Raw genomic sequence first — 20,561 nt, 5'->3', positions numbered from 1 at the left:
CGCCAATTTCCTTTAAAAAACTCGATTTTACTTGTATTTTCTTAAATATTTTTGGCATTTCATTCTAAGTAATTGATGACACGAATGTATTCTCTTGGTGCAAACGTTTCTCCCTTCATATTTTTGGAAAAAGTATTGATTGGCGTCCACTCATATGATGGATGTACATACGTCTGTTTCGTTTGTTCATGCAAATACCATGAAATGCTGAATAATAAGATAAAAACTAAAACGGCTGTCATTACCTTTTTTGCCATCATACCACCTCATTTTCAAGGTGGGAAATTTCACAAAAAAATATACATTTTATGATTTTTTTGATACGATATTTGTGGTCTTATGAACTTGAAATTTAAAATGCTATATATGCAAAAAATATTGAGAACAATAAAATACAGCTAGTCCAAAACATTGGATAAGGAGGGTTTACATGACATTTCTGCATTGGGCTATATTATTTCCATTTCTATTTGCTTTCATGGTACCATTCCTATATAAGACATTTCGGAAAATACATACTGGATGGTTTGTGCTTCCCCTTCCTATATGTTTATTCATATTTTTTCTTCAATTTTTGCCGGGAGTTAAGTATAAAGAAGGTATCGTACAAACTGTTAAATGGATTCCATCATTAGGAATTGATTTTGCTGTTTATGTGGACGGACTCAGCCTTCTGTTTGCTTTGCTCATTACCGGTATCGGATCTCTCGTTGTTCTTTATTCGATTTACTATTTGTCGAAGGAAAAAGAACAGCTGAATGCGTTTTACGTTTATTTGTTGATGTTTATGGGGTCAATGCTTGGAGTAGTCTTAACTGATAATACTATTGTTTTATATACTTTTTGGGAAATTACCAGCTTTTCTTCTTTTCTATTAATTGGCTATTGGCATTATCGGGAAAGATCACGTTACGGGGCGCTAAAATCGATGCTTATTACTGTTTTCGGCGGGTTTTCCATGCTTGGCGGATTTATATTGCTCTACATCATGACTGGAACATTCAGCATTCGTGAAACAATTGCCCAAAGCAGCAGTATCGCCGACAATGGATTATTTATCCCAGCCCTTATTCTGCTCTTATTGGGAGCATTTACAAAATCCGCCCAATTTCCTTTTTACATTTGGCTGCCTGATGCGATGGAAGCGCCAACGCCAGTCAGTGCGTATCTCCACTCAGCAACGATGGTGAAAGCAGGCATTTATTTAGTTGCTCGATTCACACCTGTATTTGCAGGAAGTGCCGAATGGTTTTGGATCGTTTCACTTTTCGGAATTTTCACCTTATTCTGGGGATCCTTCCATGCGGTGAAACAAACAGATTTAAAAGCGATGTTAGCCTTTTCAACTGTCAGCCAGCTCGGCATGATTATGTCCCTTTTAGGTGTCGGCTCCGCCGCCCTCTTGTTTGATCATTTTGAATTTTATTCAGTTGCGATTTTAGCAGCGATTTTCCATTTGATTAACCATGCGACATTTAAAGGCAGCCTATTTATGGTTGCAGGCATTGTTGATCATGAGACAGGCACTCGAGATATTAGAAAGCTTGGCGGACTCATGTCCCTTATGCCCATTACCTTTACGATCGGTTTAATCGGCGCGTTTTCTATGGCAGGTCTTCCACCATTTAATGGATTTTTAAGCAAGGAAATGTTTTTTACCGGTATGATTCGAGTATTGAACATGGATGTATTTCAAACAGAAACATGGGGGTTTTTACTTCCAGTGCTCGCATGGATCGGCAGTATTTTTACATTTATTTACAGCATGATGTTTGTTTTTAAAACATTTGCTGGAAAATTGCAGCTGGAAAATCTGCCTAAAAAGCCCCACGAGGCGCCGATCGGAATGCTGATTCCGCCTATTGTGCTGGCATCCCTTGTTGTTATTTTTGGATTTTTTCCAAACTTGCTTGCTTACAGCTTAATCGAACCGGCAATGAAATCTGTCATGCCTAGCGTGTTGAAGGATGGAGAACATTTTCACATTCATATTTCACATTGGCACGGCTTTACTGCGGAATTTTGGATGACAGTTGGCGTAGTGATACTTGGAATATTCCTATACTTGACAGCGTCAAAATGGAAAAGAGTTTACGATCTGCAGCCGAAAAGGATGACGCTCAATCAATTATATGATCATTCTTTAAAAACGGCAGGCAAAACTTCCAACCGGCTGACAAGCTTTTATATGACTGGATTTATTCGAGACTATCTCGTCTATATTTTTGCATTTATGATCATGGCAGTTGGAGCGACAATGATCATCAAGCAATCAATCTCTTTTGCTGCGGATGATGCTGCACCTGTCGGAATTTATGAATTGATCCTGTCGATTGTTATGATAGCCGGTTCAATCACAGCTGTTTTGGCAAGATCCAGATTGACAGCCATTATTGCACTTAGCTCCGTCGGGTATTCACTCGCACTGTTTTTCGTTTTATTTAGAGCGCCGGATTTAGCCTTAACGCAGCTAGTTATTGAAACGGTATCAACTGCCTTGTTTTTGCTTGCTTTTTATTTCTTACCTGAGCTGCAGAAAAAAGATAAAACTCGAAGATTCCGCCTAGTGAATTTTATAATTTCAGCAGGCGTCGGGGGGATTGTAACGCTGCTGGCCATTTCCGCAAGCAGCGAACGCACTGGAAAAACGATCGCGGAATACTTTCTGGAAACGAGCTATAGCTTGGGCGGCGGATACAATGTCGTCAACGTTATACTAGTCGATTTCCGCGGCTTTGACACGCTGTTTGAAATAACTGTTTTGGCAATCGCAGCGCTTGCTGTCTACAGTATGATTCGCCTTCGCACAGGAGGGAAAGACGTTGAAGAAAACGGGTTTAAAAACGAATGATCTTATTTTGCAAACAATTACAAAAATCGTGCTTTTTATCGTGATCATTTTTTCGTTCCATTTATTTTTCGCTGGCCATAATGCCCCTGGAGGCGGGTTTATCGGCGGGCTCATCACATCAGGAGCAATCGTTTTATTATTGATCGCTTTTGATGTCAAAACCGTGAAAGCGATTTTGCCCATTAATTATGTTAAAGTGGCGGCGTTCGGATTATTGATTGCGATTTTATCGGGGATCGGCTCCTTTCTTTTCGGAGTTCCATTCCTTTCTCATACACATGGTCACCTTCACATACCGGTTTTAGGCGATACGCATCTTGCGACTGCTGTCATTTTTGATCTCGGTGTATATTTTGTTGTTGTTGGCGTGACAATGACGATTATTCAAACGATTGGAGAGACGGAATAATGGAGATTGTAACTTCCATTGTTGCAGGAATTTTGTTTATGACAGCTACATATTTAATGCTTTCAAAGAGTTTATTGCGGATCATTATTGGAACAGGTCTTTTGAGTCACGGAGCTCATCTCCTCATTTTAACGATGGGGGGACTGAAAAGAGGAACTGTTCCGCTGCTAGATGAACACGCAGCTTCTTATGTAGACCCTTTGCCGCAAGCACTTATATTAACTGCAATTGTCATTAGCTTTGGAGTAACAGCCTTCTTTTTAGTGTTAGCCTACAGATCTTATCAAGAACTTGGAACAGACGATATGGATCAATTGAGGGGAAATGATCAGAAATGAATAACAATATCATTATTTTACCGATAATTATTCCTATGATAACTGCAGTATTGCTTATTTTTTTCAATAAACAAGAAAAAGTGCAAAAATATTTAAGCGCTGTTTCTTCCGTTATAAATATCGGCATTTCCGTTTTCCTTGTTCACTATGTTCATACAAACGGAATCATTTCCCTTGAAGTCGGGGATTGGAAAGCGCCGTTTGGGATTGTTCTTGTAGCCGATATGTACGCGATTCTGCTTGTTTTAACGGCAAACATTATTGTTTTTGCCTGTTTGCTATTTTCCTACAAAATAGTAGATTATAATCGAAGCAAATTTTTCTACTATTCCGGTGTCATGTTTTTATTGACCGGAGTGTCCGGTGCTTTTCTGACAGGAGATCTTTTCAATCTGTTTGTGTTCTATGAAGTTATGCTCATGTCTTCTTATTTTTTAATTGTTCACGGAAATTCAAAGCCGCAATTAAGAGAAACTATTAAATACATTTTAGTAAATGTTATTTCATCCGCTTTATTTGTCATATCCGTTGCATTTCTATATGCTGTAACAGGTACATTAAACATGGCTGACTTGAGCCTGCGAGTCGCAGAATTAGGCTCATCCGGCATCATCGCGGCCATCTCCATCATGTATTTAATTGTATTCGGATTAAAAGGAGCCATTTTCCCGCTTTTTTTCTGGATGCCCGGCTCCTATCAGGCACCGCCAGCAGCTGTTACGGCCCTGTTTGGTGCTCTTTTGACAAAAGTTGGAGTCTATTCGATCACAAGAGTGTTTACGCTTATATTTTTGCAGGACATTGCATTTACTCATACGTTTATCGCATGGCTGGCGGTGCTTACGATCATATTTGGCGTTATTGGCGCCATTAGCTTCTCGGATATTAAACAGATCGTGATATACAACATTTTGACAGGCGTTGGTGTCATTTTATTTGGAGTGTCCACAATGACCGAATCAGGTTTAGAGGGATCTGTTTATTACATGATCCATGATATGATTATTAAAGGGTTGCTGTTCCTTTTGGTCGGAATCGTCTTTTCGATCACTGGAACAACAAACCTTGAAAAATTCAGTGGACTAATAAAAAAATACCCAACACTTGGGTGGATGTTTTTTATCGCCGCATTAGCTTTAGCCGGCATTCCACCATTAAGCGGTTTTATCGGGAAACTGAAAATAGTCCAAGGGGGATTTGAGCAAGGTGAATTTGTATTAGCTTTCGTAGTCTTGCTTTCAAGCCTTTTAGTCCTATATTCTGTGATGAAAATATTTATTAACGGTTTTTGGGGAGAGGAAAAAATTCCGCAAGTTCGGGAAACCAGTCAAGTAAAAAGTCTTTACGTTCCAGCTGCTTTCTTACTTGCTCTCTCATTATTTTACGGGCTTGGCACAGAATTTATCTCTTCATACATCAAACAGGCAGAACAGGTTCTTCTTTCTCCTGATCTTTATATTGAAGCCGTATTAAAGGAGTAGATCACATGGCCTTTCAAATACTGTTAAATTTTATAATTGCCATTACATGGATGCTTTTGCAGGATGACTACTCATTCATCACATTTTTTATCGGATATCTTTTAGGTATTATCATTCTTTTCGCGCTGCGCCGTTTTTTTCCAAGACGATTTTATCTGTACAATATTGCCGCTGTCATAAAGCTCATATTCATCTTTTTGAAGGAGCTTGTCCTTGCAAATATTGCTGTTTTAAAAATCGTTTTGTCGCCAAAATTGAAAATGGAGCCTGGAATTTTTGCCTTTGAAACAGAATTGGAAAAAGATTGGGAAATTACGATTCTATCCAATCTCATTACTTTAACACCAGGAACATTTGTTATTGATATTTCCGATGATAATAAAACGCTTTATATCCATTCTGTGGATATAGCGAATGTCGAACAAGCAAGAAAAGATATAAAAAGCAGTTTTGAGAAAGCTATTAAGGAGGTGAGCCGTTAATGTTTGAATTTATTATTTGGATTTCTTTGGCTCTTATCGCTGCTTCCTCTCTCTTATTGATGATTCGGCTCATCAAAGGCCCATCCGTTCCAGACCGCGCCATATCATTAGATGCGATCGGCATTAACTTAGTCGGGATCACAGCGATCATGTCGATTGTTTTAGATACAAGCGCTTTTTTGGACATTATTTTATTAATTGGAATTTTAGCTTTTATCGGCACGGTATCGATTGCTAAATTCTTGGAGAAAGGAGAAATTATCGAAAATGATCGAAACAATCAGTAAGTTTGTGATCGGATATCTCATTCTCCAAGGAGCCTTTTTCAGCCTAATTTCCGCCATTGGTGTGTTGAGGCTACCAGATGTATATACGAGAAACCATGCGGCTTCCAAAAGCGCGACATTAGGTGTGCTCTCTATTTTACTAGGGGTGTTCTTATATTTTTGGGTGCTTGAAGACCATATGAATGGAAGAGTTTTGCTGGGAATCCTGTTTATATTTTTAACATCGCCTGTAGCAGGACATTTAATCAGCCGCGCAGCTTACCATACAAAAGTGAAACTATGGGAAAACAGCAAAATTGATGAGTTAAAAGAAAAAAAGAAAGCAAAGGATAAGGTTCATTCATGAGCCTTATCTTTTTTAGCAATCAAATTGGACGGGACTCCTTATTTAAAGAATGCCTTCTGACTTCGCAATTAATACGGCTTCTGTCCGAGAGCTGACGTGCAGCTTATTAAAAATGGAAGTCAGACTATATTCAATCGATCTTTTGCTTAAATGCAGCTTATCTGCTATTTCTTGATTTGTTAACCCTCTTTCGACTTCCATTAAAATCATTTTTTCCCTATCTGTTAAAGGCTCATTTGCTTCTTTCATAGATGGCGACTTTAATGTCTGTCGTTCAATCAATTTTTTTACGTAATCAAATGATAGAATAATCTCACCAAGCAACGCATGGCGAATGTGAGATAATATTTTCTCTTTTGACTCCGTCTTGCTGATTACTCCATGAATGCCTAAGGAAATCGCTTCTTCCATATAATCATTGACATCATATCCAGTATAAAGAAGGACTTTGCATTGGTGTTCTTGGGATGTTATTTGCTTTGCCAGTTCAATCCCGTTGACGTCACCTAAATTCATATCCATAAGAACTGCATCATATTGCAAAAAATCGATTTTCTTCATAAGTTCAGCCGTATAAGGAGGCTCCAGACAATCCACTTCAACTTCAGAATCCGTTTCCAATATCGCTTTTGTCCCTTCTCTCACAGCAGGATGATCGTCAATCACTAAAATACGAATCATGTTTTCCACCTCTTTAGACAAAATCTACAGTAAAATGACTTGGCAAAAGCCAAGTCAAGAATGTGATTAAATTTCAATTAAGACCCGAAATCCATTTCCCGGAGAAGTCTCAATCTTCATTTCACCATCCAAAGCTTTTACCCTCTCTCTAATTCCGGACAATCCCATGCTTTCTGTTTTCGCATACAACAGTTCTTCATCGATGCCTACGCCATCATCTTCATAGTGCAATACAATTTTTTCTCTTATATTGACGAGCATAATTAATATTTGCTTCGCATTCGAATGCTTGCGCGCATTTGATAAAAGCTCCTGAATGATCCGGTACAAATTAAGCTGCATGTTTATATCAAGCTGCTTGTTAAAATTCCCCGTATTAAAGCGGATTTGAAAATTACACTGTTCTTCGTATTGCGCTACCAGCTTTGATACCGCCTTGACGAGTCCCAAGTCATATAAAATTTGCGGACGCAGCTCTTGACACGTTTCCCTCGTCATATGAATGATATCAAGAATGTTTTGATTCATGCTCTGAATTTTTTCGATCGTAGCAGCAGGATATTGTCCAGATTCCTCCAGAACCAATTCACATTGCCTTTTTAACGAAATCAAATCTTGCAGCACAGAATCATGCAAATCTTTCGCCAAATTGGAGCGCTGCTTCTCTTCAATTGCAAACAGCAGTTTTTTGAGCCATGCAGGATTGCTGTTTCCCTCTTCCGCTTTTTCAAGCCTTTCCATCAATTCTTCTATTTTCAAAAAGTTTTCTACAGTTACATTCGTATAAAAAGCAAGGGAATTCAGCCAAGAAATTTCATCACGGGTCAGTTTAGGCGTTTTAATGACAGAAAGGCAAATAATAACATATTTCCGTCTATTCGTTTCACCGACAGTTAACACAAACCCTTTATCAAGTTCAACAATTTTTCCTATTTCTGTCACAGCATTTAAAATATCTTTTTCGTATGGGGCAATTTCTAAAAGACCGCCATCCCCATCATCATCAACCATTTCGATCCGTCCACTCTCATGAACAACAAGGCAATATGCACGGCTGACCTTCAAAACCTCTAAAATGGTCGATTTTAACTCAGCCATCATCTGTTTTAAACTGCCTGCTTTCCGGATCCTTGACGTATACTTCAAAATGCTGTCCTGATAATTATATTTTTCCGAAAACCGCTTAAACCGGAAGCGGAAGTCAATTATTTCTTTAAAATAAAAAACAAATATCAATAATATATATATAATAATTGAAAGTTGAATAGGGTAAATTTTGGGATTATGTTCTTTTAGCAGTATGATAAAAGCCACTAAAAAGATAGTCGGCAAAATGGAAAGGAGAGCATAATATCTGACTCTGCCTAGAATAAACTCAATATCATATATCTTTGATGATAGAAACTGATACACAAGGGAAAAAGGTACTAACAACATAAATGAAGACAGGAACACTGGTGAGAACAAAACATCTTTTAAAATGATAGACGGAATGACATATAATAGGACAAAAGGTGCAAAAGCAAGTACATTTGTAATAATTAAATTTCTAATCGTAAAAGATATCTCGGAAAGTTTAAGTTTTCTCATTCCTTTTATTTTCACTATAAACGATATTAACAATAAAAAGAGAAAAGTGATTAGATTCAACACTTTCGAATTATAATTAATATCTAAGTCTATCGGTTGTTTATTTATGTATTCAATTAAAAAGTTTACAATTACAAGAAAATACCCAAAAATAATTACTTTTTTATTAAATAATTCTTGTCCATGTTCATAAAAATAATGATACAAAAAATGCAGATATATAACCGGAGTCAAAGTAAAAAACAAAACAACCATATATTGGGAAAAAGTGTCTCCCCGGGCAGAACTGGTTGCAAATAAATAGGAAAGAGATACACATAATAGAAAAAATTTCAATAAATAAGGGGATAAAATTTTTAATTTTTTACTTGATCTATAGACAAAAAAACTGCAATACATAGATAGAAGAAAAAGAATAATTGGTATTATCATCATGAAAAATGTTTGAAGATCTAATGATGTTTCCTCAACGTTTATTTTAAATATACTGCCATCTGCCCGTTTGATTGTTAAATTCTTTACTTCTTGATAAACAAAAAAACTGCTCTCCCTAAAAAACTTTTCAGAAGGCACTCCATTTAGTTCTAATACTTGATCCCCAATTTTTAGTCCTGCTCGATCAGCCCAAGCTTTCGGGTCAATATTTGTAATATAATATTGACCCTTTGATTTTTCAATGCTTGTTCCTAAATAAGGGTACGAGAGGTTGATTTGAAAAATATAAACAATGAAAAACAGCGAGCTTATAAATACTGCAAGTTTATATCCATAATCAACGATTTTTATCTTATTAAAAACCAAATATTTTCACCCTTTAAACTATTTCCAAAATATAAATGAAGCAGGCTGCGACAATTTTAAACTGTCTGTAAGTCCAGTAATAATGCCTAAAAGTTCATCAGAATCTTCAACTCCAATCAAACTAGCTTGTCCATTCACGACTTTCTCCAAAACATCAGGGTTTTCGATTAAGAAATTTACGATTTCTTGCATATTGATCTCTCCTTTTTTATTTTTTGATTAAATTTGTTAATAGTTCATCCAATTTTTCAGCAGGCAGCGGAAGTTTTTTTATATAAGTTTCAGCCTTCTTAAGCGCGATGTGTTTCATCACATTTAAATATTGGGTGACTCCCGCTTCCAACAGCTTTTCTTTAAAAGCTACAATGCTTCCAAAGTATTCGTCGAAGTCTTTTCCGCTGTGCACATATTGTAAAATATCCACGCTTGTTTGATTAAATTTCCTTTGCAAATAAAGTAATGCCAGTGACGGCTTCAAAAACTTCCTGTCCTGTTTATGCTGAGTAAACAATCCTTTATAATCATTCTCAATCTGGCCGGCAATCCCTACTTGGTGCCCGTATTCCTTAACTTCCTCGTATCTTTTCCCGCATGCAAACATGACACCCGCTTCAGCTGCAAGAGCTGTAAGGGAACCTGATTTCCATCTCATCATTTGCAAACATTCTTTTTCTGTCTTCACGGCATTTGCCAAATCAATATGCTGGCCTTTCATAGCCTGCAAAGCATATTCAAGAAACAGACCAAGGATCTCAGAACGATAAGGTGATGACAGCGAATGGATATGCGATAAACTTAACGTATAAAGAAAGGATGAGCTGTTAATCGCTTCCCCTCTATCAATATCCATCCACGGTTCTGTAAAGTTGTCCAGATCCTCCAAATCATCAAACATATCAAAAGCTAGGACGAGCAATTCAACAGCTGCCATAAGCTTGTACAATTCTTCTTCATCATTTTCGCTGTTGAATACGTTCGCATGCAAATAACAAAGCTCTGCAAAAGGAAATGTTTGTTTAGATTCGATAAAACGATGCAAAAGATTCCGCAAATAAAGCCAGTCTACAGACCTGTCGACCGCATCCTTCATAAACATTGCCACTTGAACTTTGTTTAATAATAACTCACTTTTTAATGCCATCCCCTCCTTTTGATCTGATTTATATTCAGCTTGAAATCTATGGATGTTTTGCAATTATTATACTATAAATTATATATATTATCATAAAAAAGGCGACCAAATTTGGTCGTCGCCTCATTATACAATTTTCGTATATTGATATTTATCGTATTTGTCAATGCTCTTATTGATATTATCAAGCGCCTTTTTCGTTTCGTCTAACTCCCTTTCAAGCATTAAGAAGATCTTGTTGATTTTTTCAATTTCTTGATGATTCAAAGTATCACACTCCCTTGAAAAGATCTTTTTCGATCTTTCATATTTATTTTATAGAATTTTCGATCATTTTTCACCGAAAAACTAATTTGAAGTTTTATGCGTGATACCGAAAAACACGCAATGTGATTGTATATGTCTTTTTGCGATGTATGGCAAACTTGTTATAAAGATTGCATGATCATGATTTTTATAACAGAAGGACTCCTTCTTTCCCCCATTTGTTAAATTCATATAAAAAAGAAGGAAAATTTTGATAAAAGAGGGTTGAATGAACGAAAGAACATTGATAGAATATTTTCTAAATCCCGAGAAGATATGACAAATAAGGGTGAACATAGTGGAAAAAAAAGAATATGTTATACATATTAAATTGGACAATTTATTGAAACAAAAAAGAATGACCAAACGAGAACTTGCCCGTCAAGCTGATATTCGCCATACGCTTGTATGGGAAATGTGCCACAACAAAACGAAGCGCCTTCCTCTAGATAAGCTTGCAAAAATTTGCTCCGTATTACAAGTCGACATACATGATGTCATAGAATTAGTAGAGAGAAAAGAAAGCAATCTAATGTAACCTCCGTCTGACAGCAGAGGTTACATGTTTCTCAAATCCTCTTGAAAATTTACATTTCCTGTATCCATTGAGTAATTTTCGAAGAAAGTGAAATGGCAATGTTCTCATTCGATCTTTTTGCAATAGAATTTTGTAAATGTTCTCTTGTTTTGTCATTGATTTCTTCATATTTAATGATCTTGGACCATTCAAGCTGCGGTACAGCAACTAATATATACTCCTCTTTTTTGTTTTCATAAATATAGACGTTTCTGATCTCTTCATCGTTATGTATTATATTTGCCTTTCGTACTTTCATTGTTTCACTCCTTTTTTCCCTCTATATAAAAAAATACCTGAGTTGAAAGAAAAATCAATCTCAGGTTTTGCAAAATATTTTACCTATTCCCTATTATCGGTTGATCAAAGAAACTTTTCGAATGTTCATTCGTTTTGCTGCGAACGTCAAATGTTTTTACATAGTCTCCAACATTTAAAGCTCCTGAACCAAGCGCAGATTTTAAACTCGCCTTAGGAGAAATAGAAAAGCTGTCACCCACTTTTATGATTCCTGAGTCGACTTCATTAATCTCAATTGGACCTACAAAAGAAGGCAAACGAAACCACCACTTCCATTGTTTGTTTATAGTATTGTATGATCAAACGCCTAAATTGTTCGCTTATACAATGGATTTTAACTGAGAATAGTACTTTTCAACTTTTTTATCTAGAGTCCTAATTTTCTTTAAAGCCAGCTTTTCGTCAATTTGACGGTAATGATGCATTCCGCCTGGTTCTTCATCCAATTCATCAGCAAGCCGAACTATGCGCTGAAGAGGATTTTGCTTTAAATTACCATCAGGCAAATACGAATCCGTATGAAGGAGAATAGCTAAAGCAATTTGCTTGGCTGCTTCAGGCTTTTCCCCAAGCCTTATCAGCAGTTTATGCGCTCTGTTCGCTCCTTTTATTGCATGAATATCATTTTTTTGATATTTTTCATAATCCCATTTACCGTCCGTGTACCATTCATAATGGCCAATATCATGCAATAGAGCCGCCTTTGTCGCAAGATCGGGATTTACATTGAATGCTATCGCAAGACGAAAAGCATGATCAGCCGTTTTAATCGCGTGAGCAATGCCAGATCGTTTTAAATATTTTTGTGTAATTGGATGAGTGAATATTTCCATTAAAGTGACCCTTTTCACAGCTCATCCCTCCTAAATATTTCTGTATAAGATACCATATGTTCGAAATTTTCGCAACGGAAGTGGATTTTATAAATTTATGCAAATATACTGGCGGTTTCGCTGAAAGCTGCAGACAAACATACACCGATTTGCATATGATATAAAAACAAAAAATTCAATGAATGATTGCCAGCAGGAAAAGAAACAATAAAATGGACAGGTACATGAAAATTCCGATTCATTGTTGGTACATATGGAATATTAAAACGAAATTATACTATACTGGAGGGATTGCAATGATAATTGGTGTACCGCGGGAAATTAAAAATAACGAAAATCGTGTAGCCATTACACCAGCTGGAGTTGTTTCATTAGTCAAGGCAGGTCACCGTGTACTCGTAGAAGAAAGTGCAGGTCTTGGAAGCGGAATTCATGATGAAGAATATATTCAAGCAGGCGCCGAAATTCTTCATGATACAAGCAAGGTTTGGGAAGCAGATATGGTGTTGAAGGTCAAGGAGCCGCTTCAAGAAGAATATAAATATTTCCGTGATGGTCTTATTCTGTTTACTTACTTGCACCTTGCAGCTAATCCTGAACTGACAAAAGAGTTGAAGGAATCCGGTGTGATTGCGGTCGCTTACGAAACAGTTTCTGACGGTCATTCGTTACCCCTGTTAACACCGATGAGCGAAGTGGCCGGTCGTATGGCAACACTGGTTGGAACGCAATTTTTACAAAAACCGTACGGCGGAAAAGGTATTCTATTATCCGGTGTTCCAGGCGTTGAACGCGGCAAGGTCGTCATCATCGGCGGCGGGGTAGTCGGTACAAATGCTGCAAAAATGGCTATCGGTTTAGGAGCTCATGTAACCATCCTTGACGTAAGTCCTAAGCGTCTTCGGGAATTAGATGATCTTTTTGGCAACGACATTCAAACGCTCATGTCTAACTCCTATAATATTTTCGAAGCAGTAAAAGAAGCGGATCTAGTCATCGGTGCTGTCTTAATCCCCGGTGCAAAAGCGCCAAAGCTTGTGACTGAAGAAATGGTAAAATCGATGAAACCTGGATCAGTCATCGTTGATGTTGCCATTGACCAGGGCGGGATTTTTGAAACGAGCGATCATGTCACCACTCATGACAATCCGACATATGTAAAGCACGGGGTCCTTCATTACGCAGTTGCGAATATGCCGGGAGCAGTTCCGAGAACATCTACGTTCGCCCTTACTAATTCGACCATTCCATATGCATTGCAAATAGCCAACAAAGGGTTAGTAGAAGTAATCGCCAAAAACGAAGCGATCAAATTAGGTGTCAACGTTGCCAACAAAGAAATAACGTATGAGGCAGTCGCCCGCGATCTTGGGTACAATTATGTTCCTGTAGAAAAAGTTTTTGAAAAAGAGTTCGCAAATATGAATTCTGCCACATAATACACATATATTTTCGACTTACCTTACAAGAAGGAAAACAGTTCTTGCCGAATCTATTATCAAAAATGCAAAAAAAGCCTTCGCTCTCTTTTGAAAAGCAATAAAAAATGCGCACTTATAGACATGTTAAGTACTGGGCTAATCGTGCACAATACAGACCAAATCAGGATAAATGTGCAGCAATTTGTTAAGTCAGAATGTGCCGACACATTATCCTAATTTGGTGTTGCTTCCGACAACATACATGTCAGAAAGAAATCAATCCACGATTTTCAAGTATACTGAATGGCGGTCATCTTTTTTACAAAATAGATTCCGTCTCTCTCCTATATTGAATTGCGGCTCCTGCCGAAAAACTGAAACAGCAATAACATTTCTGACATAAAGCCTAATCTGCAATAGTTCAACCGAATGATGGATGACTCCATCATGATTTAATCGGCACGAATTTTTCCACAAAGGCCGCCAATGTTCGAGTCATCACACCAGTTGCTCCTTCAGGTCCTAGAGGGCCTTTCTTAGCAGTAGTGGATGTCCCGGCAATGTCTAAATGAACCCACGGCGTATCTTCAGCAAATTCTGCTAAAAAAGCACCGCCCATTATCGCATGTCCTTCCCGGCCAGGGGAATTATTCAAATCCGCCATTTTACTGTTTTTTACCCGCTCGCGGTCATCTTCAAAAATTGGCAATCTCCATATTCTTTCATTACATTCAACAGACGCTTTCAAAAGCTGATCATACAGTTTTTCGTTGTTCGTCATCGCACCTGTTGTGTGCTTTCCGAGAGCAACAATAACTCCACCGGTTAAAGTGGCAACATCGATAATGTATTTCGCTCCATGCTGCTTTGCATAAGTGATGCCATCTGCAAGAGCTAAACGCCCTTCAGCATCTGTATTTAAAATTTCAATTGTTTTTCCGCTTAATGACACGATGACATCATCCGGTTTCATCGCTCTGCTGCCAATCATGTTGTCAGTAGCCGGAATAACGGCTACAACATTTTGTTTCGGTTTTATTTCACCGATAATTTCCATCGCTCCTAAAACGGCTGCTGCTCCTGCCATATCAGTCTTCATGTTTACTAACCCATCTCTAGGTTTTAACGAGTAGCCCCCAGTATCGTAAGTAATTCCCTTGCCGACTAAACCAATCGCATCGTCCCAAATCTTTTTTCCTTGGTATTTTAACACAATCATTTTAGGGGGTTCACTGGAGCCTTTATTTACCGCCAATATCCCCCCCATGCCCATTTCCTCCATATCCTTTTTTTCAAGGATTTCGATCTCAAAAGAATATTTTTTGGCCAGTTCGATGGAATAATTCGCGAGTTCTGTCGCAGTTAATAAATTTGAAGGCATGTTCACAAGAGTTCTTGCCGAATTTGTTCCTCTTCCATAAACATAACCGGCAGTTAAGGCTGCGTTTATTTTCGCTTTATCTGCATCTGTCAAAACATGAACAGCTTCAATGCTTGATTCGCTGCTGCTTGATCGTTGTTTATAGTTTTTTATTTTGTATGTAGAAAGGGCAAACGCTTCCGCTAGTGCATGAGCTGCATCTACCTCTTCCACATCTCCTCCAATAAAGGTAGAAAGCTGTACGCTTATAATCTTTTTCTGATCTTGTTGAACAGCTTGAAACGCATGCCCAAAAGCTTCCATTGCCTTTTGGAACGTGAATTCTTTTTCTTTCCCAAGCCCGACAAAATAAATTCGTTTTACGTTTTCAGCATCGAATGTATATAGTTTTGCGACACTGTTTTTCGCAGAAGAAATTTCACCTGATTTTATAAGCTTGGTGAGTTGATTGTTCAATTTTTTATCCAGCTCCTGCAAAGCTTTTGACAAATTTCCGTTTTGCTTAAAAAGGCCAACAATTAAACTTTCCCCTTCTAAACCGTCTAGTACTTTAAACATTTTTCCACCTCCTTCAATTATTATACGAGGTCGAATAGAACTTTGCTTTATTTTCAAACCAAAAAATAAAGCCCATCCCTGTGGGATAAGCTACCGTTGTCTAAAAACTTCCATCGTTTTATTTTCGTTTAATTTTTTTAATTCCTCTTCTGTTAGCGTTCCGTTTCCTTTTTTAACTAAATAAACATCCACTTTTTTCTTTCCCCACTGATTGTAAACATCTTCTACTGTTTCATAATACAAATCAAGCCGATTGCCTTTAATCGCAGCACCTTTATCTGCAACAACTCCGTAGCCATATCCGGGTACATAAAGTATCGTTCCGATCGGAAAAACGTTTAAATCTGCTGCTATAGTGGAAAAATGATCCCTTTTTACTTTAACACCTGAATAAGTAATTCCATATTCAGGGTGGCCAGGATGTTTTCCTGTCGACTCATATCCGGCTGTATATCCGGTAGCCACAACTGTTTTTTTTGGATACTTTGATAAATCAATGGATTTTTCCATCGTCTGTCCTTGATTTGCATGATTAATATTTTTTGCAACGGCTTGTTGGGAATTTTCTCTTTGATTATATTGTTTGATCACCCATTTTGTCAGTTCATCTGCTTTCACACCTGAAATGGTTTCAAAAGTTGTTAAAAACGCCCCAATAAACAACAGACTCATCATAATTCTTCTAGTCCACATTTTTATACTCTTCATTTTTTCTAATTTCACTCCTCTCACCGTCTATTTGTTTCCAAATCGCAAACAAAATATACGTTGGAGGAGCTTTTGAAAGGAGCGTATTTTTCAATACGTTCCGACATGTATAAATTTTCCGATAAATTAAAAATAAAATGTAGGCACTCAAATAACATTGTTTTAAAAAAAAAGCGTTTTTTTTTTACATAAAAAAAAGCCTTCCGATTATACGGAAAAGCTTAAAACATTTGATATCCTCTTGCTCGAAGCATTCGAATGACAATCCCTGATAGGATCGCACCTACCATCCCGCTTCCTAAAATGAGAATGTCTGCTACGGCAAGAGAGGCGATTTTTTCACCCAACAGAGAAAATGATCGGCTAGGTGATTTGAAATAATCAAAAAAATTCACTTCATCAATTAAAAAAATACATACTAACGGATAAAGTATCGCCATTATCCATGACATTCTTAAAAGCATATTTAATAAAAAACCGATTCCAAAAAATAAAACTAAGAACAGCAGCATGGAAATCAACAGCACCGGTATGTTCATCATCGTGACCTCACCCTCAGAAAACTGTCGTATTATTATTAAAAGTTTTTATGTGGTTTAATAAGGATAAAACTTGACCAGCCTTTGTTAATTTGCCAGATCTTCTTACATGTGCCAAACCTTTAAAGCAGCAAATCGATAAATTGTTACCTTAATTATTAACCTATTTATTCCAATATATCAAGTACAAGATTTAATTTAATCGGCATAAATCAGCAAAGCAAGTTTGACATGCACACAAAAAGGTTCTCAGTAGGCTCTCCAACCTTTGAGCAGTTCAAAATTTATACAAAAAAACTGGAAGTTTCCCCAAATGTTTTAAAATGCCAAAAATCACCTTTAAGAAAGATTGTCCTAATGTACAGTGCTTTGTCTGTTTTTTACTCATGTGAGATGCTTTTGTGCTAGTACCATAAAGAGGGATTTGGCTTCAACATTTAAGAGAGAACTTTCATTCCTTCAAGCACAAAAAAGACGGTGTAAACAAACAAAAGAAGCACAAGAACTTGAGAATAAAACGAAGAACTTTGAAGGAAATATCGGGTATAGCTGTCCTACAGACCAATTACATCAGGCTACTATATAATTGCAGATCAGCATGGCGATTTTATGCTGAATCGAACCCTCTAATCGCAATCAGCATAGCGAGCTCTTTAATTTAATTTGTTTAAAAGCTTATTACTACGAAAATTCAATAAATACAGAGCGGCTCCTTCTCCAAACATTTTACTTTCCTGCTTTAAAAGAAATTACAAAAGCTGTTCATGTTTATAAAACATTATTTTAAAAGAGCAAAAGCCCTTAAGCCTTTGCTCTTTTCTTCAGCTTAAAAAAATTTGAATTTTCCTTTTTTCAACACGAGACCTGCTCCGCCAACCATATATAACGCGCGGTTATCAATCATTTTCTTCATGAAGGATGCTTTTGTACCGACCATTTTTTTGCCTAACGCAATACCTACTGCATCATCTTCTCCTAGAGAAGCAACAGTTCCTTTAATATCTGGCTTAAATGGTTCGAGTTCTTTTTTACCGCGAATTAATGCAGCTAAATTTCTCGCGCAAACTTCTCCCTGCTGCATTGCAATTTGCGCTGTCGGCGGATATGGACGATTGATTTCCTCATTAATAATTAATGAACAGTCTCCAATAATAAACACATCATCATGTCCTGGTGCGCGCAAGTCTTTCTCTACTTTTACGCGGCCCCGCATTGCCTCAAAACCAGATTCTTCAATTACACTGTTTCCGCGCACACCAGCCGCCCAAATAACAGTGCCTGCTTTTATTTCTTCTGTTTGATCGTCTTTCCCAACAATAATTCCTTGTTCAGTACATTCTTTTATCGCTGTGCCGATTCTAAACTCAACACCTTTGCGCTGCAGTTGATTGACTGCGTACTCCACAAGTTCAGGATCGAAACCTGGAAGTGCTGTCGGTGCTGCTTCCACACAAATAATACGGACTTTTTTAGGGTCAATATCATACTCTCGGCAAAGCTCAGGAACACGGTTGGCAAGTTCGCCTAAAAACTCAATTCCAGTGAATCCTGCACCTCCGACTACAATGGTTAGACGTGTATCATCTTTTTCTTCTTCTGTATTGTATGTAGCAAATTGATATTCAATATGCTCTCTAATTTGTCTAGCAGAATTAATGTTGGAAATTGTGAAAGCGTATTCTTTTAACCCTTGGATTCCAAACGTTTCCGGATGAGCCCCAAGAGCGACTACTAAGTAATCATAGTTAAGCTCGCCATTTTCAAGAATGACTTTTTTCTCATCTGTTTTAATTAATTTTACAGAATCTTGCACAAAGTTTACTTTGTTTGTATCAATTACATCTTTAATTGGATAGCGGCATCGGTCATGATGAAGGGTGCCTGCAGATGCTTCATGCAGCCATGTTGTTTCATAATGATAATCATGCTTATTGACAAGTGTAATATCAGCCTCGTTCACACTCACCATTTTTTGTAGACGTGTTACGGTCATTAATCCTCCATAACCGGCACCTAAAATAACAACTTTAGGATTTCTCACAAGACACACCAACCTTTTCCGTAATTTTTAAAGCGGTCAATTCTAGACTCACTTTTCACATAATTTGTGAAAATATTCACGTTATTGGACAAAAAATTATAAGGGCAAAATTGTCAATAAAATTTAACATCTTTTTACCTATAGTCATGATATCCGTTTGTGTCCAACTTTTCAAGTTTATTTTTAAGCTAAATGATCAACTTTATAAATCTTTAAATGACAGAATTTTTGTATTTTTACAATCTTTTTTTTATGATATGATTAATAAAGATTAACAAGAGGGGGAATCGTCTGTGAAAGAGGACAGCAAAGTCTACGATATAACGATTATTGGCGGGGGACCTGTCGGGATGTTCACAGCTTTTTACGGAGGAATGAGGCAGGCTTCCGTTAAAATTATTGAAAGCCTTCCACAATTAGGAGGGCAATTGACAGCGCTTTATCCTGAAAAATACATATATGATGTAGCGGGGTTTCCAAAAATTAGAGCTCAAGAATTAGTCAATAATTTAAAAGAACAAATTGCCTTATTCAATCCAACCGTCTGCCTTGAACAGGAAGTTCAGGAAGTTGAAAAACAAAGTGACGGGACATTTAAGTTAACGACAAATTCAGAAATACATTATTCAAAAACGATTATCATCACTGCCGGAAACGGCGCATTTCAACCACGTAAACTTCAGCTGGAAAATGCTGAGCAATTTGAAGGGAAAAACCTGCACTATTTTGTAGAAGATTTAAACTATTTTGCAGGCAAAAAGGTCGTCCTGTTTGGAGGCGGCGACTCAGCTGTTGACTGGGCGTTAATGCTTGAGCCTATTGCAGAAAAAGTAACGGTTGTCCATCGAAGAGATAAATTTCGCGCGCACGAGCATAGCGTAAATCAATTAAAAAATTCTAAAGCAAATATATTAACACCTTTTGTTCCTGTTGAGCTTATCGGCAAGGATCGAATTGAACAAGTCGTAGTCGAAGAAGCAAAAGGAGATCGGAAAGAGATTATTGATGTAGATGAAGTAATTGTCAATTTTGGCTTCGTTTCCTCTTTAGGCCCTATCAAAAACTGGGGGCTGGAAATTGAGAAAAATTCGATTGTTGTTAACTCAAAAATGGAAACAAATATTCCGGGAATTTATGCTGCCGGAGACATCTGTACTTATGAAGGAAAAATAAAATTAATTGCGACTGGGTTTGGCGAAGGTCCAACAGCTGTAAACAATGCCAAAGCTTATATTGACCCAAGCGCAAAAGTTCAGCCAATGCACAGCACAAGTATGTTTAATTGATGAAAAAAGATGTGGGTGTCTAATAAGTCGTTTTTTCGGCTTTTTGACACCCTCTTTCATGTTTTAGAAACGTTGAAATACCAGGACTTATGATTTTTTGTTTTTCAATGGGGATCTGCCTTTCTGAACAGCCCCCTTACAGCGGGAATAATAAGCAAAAGTAAATTTTATTGGAAAGAATAAAGGCTGTCTCGTAAAAGGTCATTTTTTATG

The 20,561-nt window shown here is 37.3% G+C and carries 23 protein-coding genes; 10 read left to right on the top strand and 13 right to left on the bottom strand.

Annotated features, from left to right (window positions below; all coding sequences use genetic code 11):
• Positions 1–59: 59 nt before the first annotated feature.
• Entirely contained in the window at positions 60–257 is a 198-nt protein-coding gene (locus tag NSU19_RS04735) for a hypothetical protein (protein WP_339199023.1), read from the bottom strand.
• 173 nt (positions 258–430) lie between these two features.
• On the opposite strand from NSU19_RS04735, the gene NSU19_RS04730 reads away from it, so the two are divergent.
• From NSU19_RS04730 to mnhG, 7 genes are read left to right on the top strand one after another with little or no spacing between them, the layout of a single operon-like run.
• Positions 431–2,851 (top strand): Na+/H+ antiporter subunit A, encoded by a 2,421-nt coding sequence (locus NSU19_RS04730; protein ID WP_339199019.1) that lies wholly within the window; start codon positions 431–433, stop codon positions 2,849–2,851.
• On the top strand, positions 2,823–3,260 hold the full coding sequence (locus tag NSU19_RS04725) for a Na(+)/H(+) antiporter subunit B (protein ID WP_339199016.1): 438 nt from the start codon (positions 2,823–2,825) through the stop codon (positions 3,258–3,260). Before NSU19_RS04730 ends, NSU19_RS04725 begins: the two co-directional genes overlap by 29 nt.
• The gene (locus NSU19_RS04720; RefSeq protein WP_144597768.1) at positions 3,260–3,598 is read left to right on the top strand and encodes a Na(+)/H(+) antiporter subunit C; all 339 of its coding nucleotides are present in this window, start codon (positions 3,260–3,262) and stop codon (positions 3,596–3,598) included. Before NSU19_RS04725 ends, NSU19_RS04720 begins: the two co-directional genes overlap by 1 nt.
• Positions 3,595–5,079: a Na+/H+ antiporter subunit D gene (locus NSU19_RS04715; RefSeq protein WP_339199013.1), complete on the top strand. Its 1,485-nt coding sequence runs from the start codon at positions 3,595–3,597 to the stop codon at positions 5,077–5,079. The genes NSU19_RS04720 and NSU19_RS04715 overlap by 4 nt, the downstream gene beginning before the upstream one ends.
• Positions 5,080–5,084: 5 nt before the next feature.
• Positions 5,085–5,561 (top strand): Na+/H+ antiporter subunit E, encoded by a 477-nt coding sequence (locus NSU19_RS04710; protein ID WP_339194515.1) that lies wholly within the window; start codon positions 5,085–5,087, stop codon positions 5,559–5,561.
• Positions 5,561–5,848 (top strand): Na(+)/H(+) antiporter subunit F1, encoded by a 288-nt coding sequence (locus tag NSU19_RS04705; RefSeq protein WP_066249245.1) that lies wholly within the window; start codon positions 5,561–5,563, stop codon positions 5,846–5,848. The genes NSU19_RS04710 and NSU19_RS04705 overlap by 1 nt, the downstream gene beginning before the upstream one ends.
• Positions 5,829–6,194 carry a monovalent cation/H(+) antiporter subunit G gene (gene mnhG / locus NSU19_RS04700; protein ID WP_063387064.1) on the top strand — a complete coding sequence of 122 codons (366 nt, stop codon included), beginning with the start codon at positions 5,829–5,831 and terminating at the stop codon, positions 6,192–6,194. Before NSU19_RS04705 ends, mnhG begins: the two co-directional genes overlap by 20 nt.
• Positions 6,195–6,236: 42 nt before the next feature.
• Here mnhG and NSU19_RS04695 read toward each other — a convergent pair whose 3' ends face one another.
• From NSU19_RS04695 to NSU19_RS04675, 5 genes are all read right to left on the bottom strand, one after another.
• Positions 6,237–6,875: a response regulator transcription factor gene (locus tag NSU19_RS04695; protein WP_066249242.1), complete on the bottom strand. Its 639-nt coding sequence runs from the start codon at positions 6,873–6,875 to the stop codon at positions 6,237–6,239.
• A gap of 66 nt (positions 6,876–6,941) precedes the next feature.
• On the bottom strand, positions 6,942–9,266 hold the full coding sequence (locus tag NSU19_RS04690) for a histidine kinase (RefSeq protein WP_339199010.1): 2,325 nt from the start codon (positions 9,264–9,266) through the stop codon (positions 6,942–6,944).
• A gap of 18 nt (positions 9,267–9,284) precedes the next feature.
• Positions 9,285–9,458 (bottom strand): competence pheromone ComX, encoded by a 174-nt coding sequence (gene comX, locus NSU19_RS04685; protein ID WP_327873262.1) that lies wholly within the window; start codon positions 9,456–9,458, stop codon positions 9,285–9,287.
• A 16-nt stretch (positions 9,459–9,474) separates the two neighbouring features.
• Positions 9,475–10,407 (bottom strand): polyprenyl synthetase family protein, encoded by a 933-nt coding sequence (locus NSU19_RS04680; protein ID WP_339199008.1) that lies wholly within the window; start codon positions 10,405–10,407, stop codon positions 9,475–9,477.
• Positions 10,408–10,524: 117 nt separating this feature from the next.
• Positions 10,525–10,665, bottom strand: coding sequence for a DegQ family regulator (locus NSU19_RS04675; RefSeq protein WP_063387066.1), 141 nt, complete (start codon positions 10,663–10,665; stop codon positions 10,525–10,527).
• Positions 10,666–11,002: 337 nt separating this feature from the next.
• On the opposite strand from NSU19_RS04675, the gene NSU19_RS04670 reads away from it, so the two are divergent.
• The gene (locus NSU19_RS04670; protein ID WP_232515690.1) at positions 11,003–11,242 is read left to right on the top strand and encodes a helix-turn-helix transcriptional regulator; all 240 of its coding nucleotides are present in this window, start codon (positions 11,003–11,005) and stop codon (positions 11,240–11,242) included.
• Positions 11,243–11,291: 49 nt separating this feature from the next.
• On the opposite strand, the gene NSU19_RS04665 is transcribed toward NSU19_RS04670, so the two are convergent.
• The 3 genes from NSU19_RS04665 to NSU19_RS04655 form a co-directional block, all read right to left on the bottom strand.
• Complete coding sequence (locus tag NSU19_RS04665; protein WP_327873263.1) at positions 11,292–11,540, bottom strand: YueH family protein; 249 nt, start codon at positions 11,538–11,540, stop codon at positions 11,292–11,294.
• 79 nt (positions 11,541–11,619) lie between these two features.
• On the bottom strand, positions 11,620–11,838 hold the full coding sequence (locus tag NSU19_RS04660; protein WP_063387068.1) for a spore germination protein: 219 nt from the start codon (positions 11,836–11,838) through the stop codon (positions 11,620–11,622).
• A gap of 63 nt (positions 11,839–11,901) precedes the next feature.
• Positions 11,902–12,432 (bottom strand): HD domain-containing protein, encoded by a 531-nt coding sequence (locus NSU19_RS04655; RefSeq protein WP_339199005.1) that lies wholly within the window; start codon positions 12,430–12,432, stop codon positions 11,902–11,904.
• A 278-nt stretch (positions 12,433–12,710) separates the two neighbouring features.
• Here NSU19_RS04655 and ald point away from each other — a divergent pair, with 278 nt between their 5' ends.
• A complete protein-coding gene (gene ald, locus NSU19_RS04650; RefSeq protein ID WP_063387070.1) occupies positions 12,711–13,853 on the top strand; it encodes an alanine dehydrogenase in 1,143 nt (380 codons plus the stop codon).
• A 427-nt stretch (positions 13,854–14,280) separates the two neighbouring features.
• Here the strand turns inward: ald and NSU19_RS04645 are convergent, their stop codons facing one another.
• From NSU19_RS04645 to NSU19_RS04630, 4 genes are all read right to left on the bottom strand, one after another.
• The gene (locus NSU19_RS04645; protein WP_339199003.1) at positions 14,281–15,774 is read right to left on the bottom strand and encodes a leucyl aminopeptidase; all 1,494 of its coding nucleotides are present in this window, start codon (positions 15,772–15,774) and stop codon (positions 14,281–14,283) included.
• A gap of 90 nt (positions 15,775–15,864) precedes the next feature.
• A complete protein-coding gene (locus NSU19_RS04640; RefSeq protein ID WP_063387072.1) occupies positions 15,865–16,482 on the bottom strand; it encodes a 3D domain-containing protein in 618 nt (205 codons plus the stop codon).
• Between the two features lie 221 nt (positions 16,483–16,703).
• Complete coding sequence (locus NSU19_RS04635; protein ID WP_063387105.1) at positions 16,704–17,021, bottom strand: YuiB family protein; 318 nt, start codon at positions 17,019–17,021, stop codon at positions 16,704–16,706.
• Positions 17,022–17,847: 826 nt separating this feature from the next.
• Positions 17,848–19,071 carry an NAD(P)/FAD-dependent oxidoreductase gene (locus NSU19_RS04630; protein WP_186439306.1) on the bottom strand — a complete coding sequence of 408 codons (1,224 nt, stop codon included), beginning with the start codon at positions 19,069–19,071 and terminating at the stop codon, positions 17,848–17,850.
• Between the two features lie 284 nt (positions 19,072–19,355).
• Between NSU19_RS04630 and NSU19_RS04625 the strand changes: the two genes are divergently transcribed.
• On the top strand, positions 19,356–20,348 hold the full coding sequence (locus NSU19_RS04625) for an NAD(P)/FAD-dependent oxidoreductase (protein WP_063387074.1): 993 nt from the start codon (positions 19,356–19,358) through the stop codon (positions 20,346–20,348).
• The last annotated feature ends 213 nt before the right edge of the window (positions 20,349–20,561 follow it).

Source organism: Aeribacillus sp. FSL k6-2211, from assembly GCF_037966125.1.
Classification (GTDB): Bacteria; Bacillota; Bacilli; order Bacillales; family Aeribacillaceae; genus Aeribacillus; species Aeribacillus composti.
Note: the sequence above shows the minus strand (reverse complement) of the source record. Positions and strands in the feature narration are given on the sequence as shown.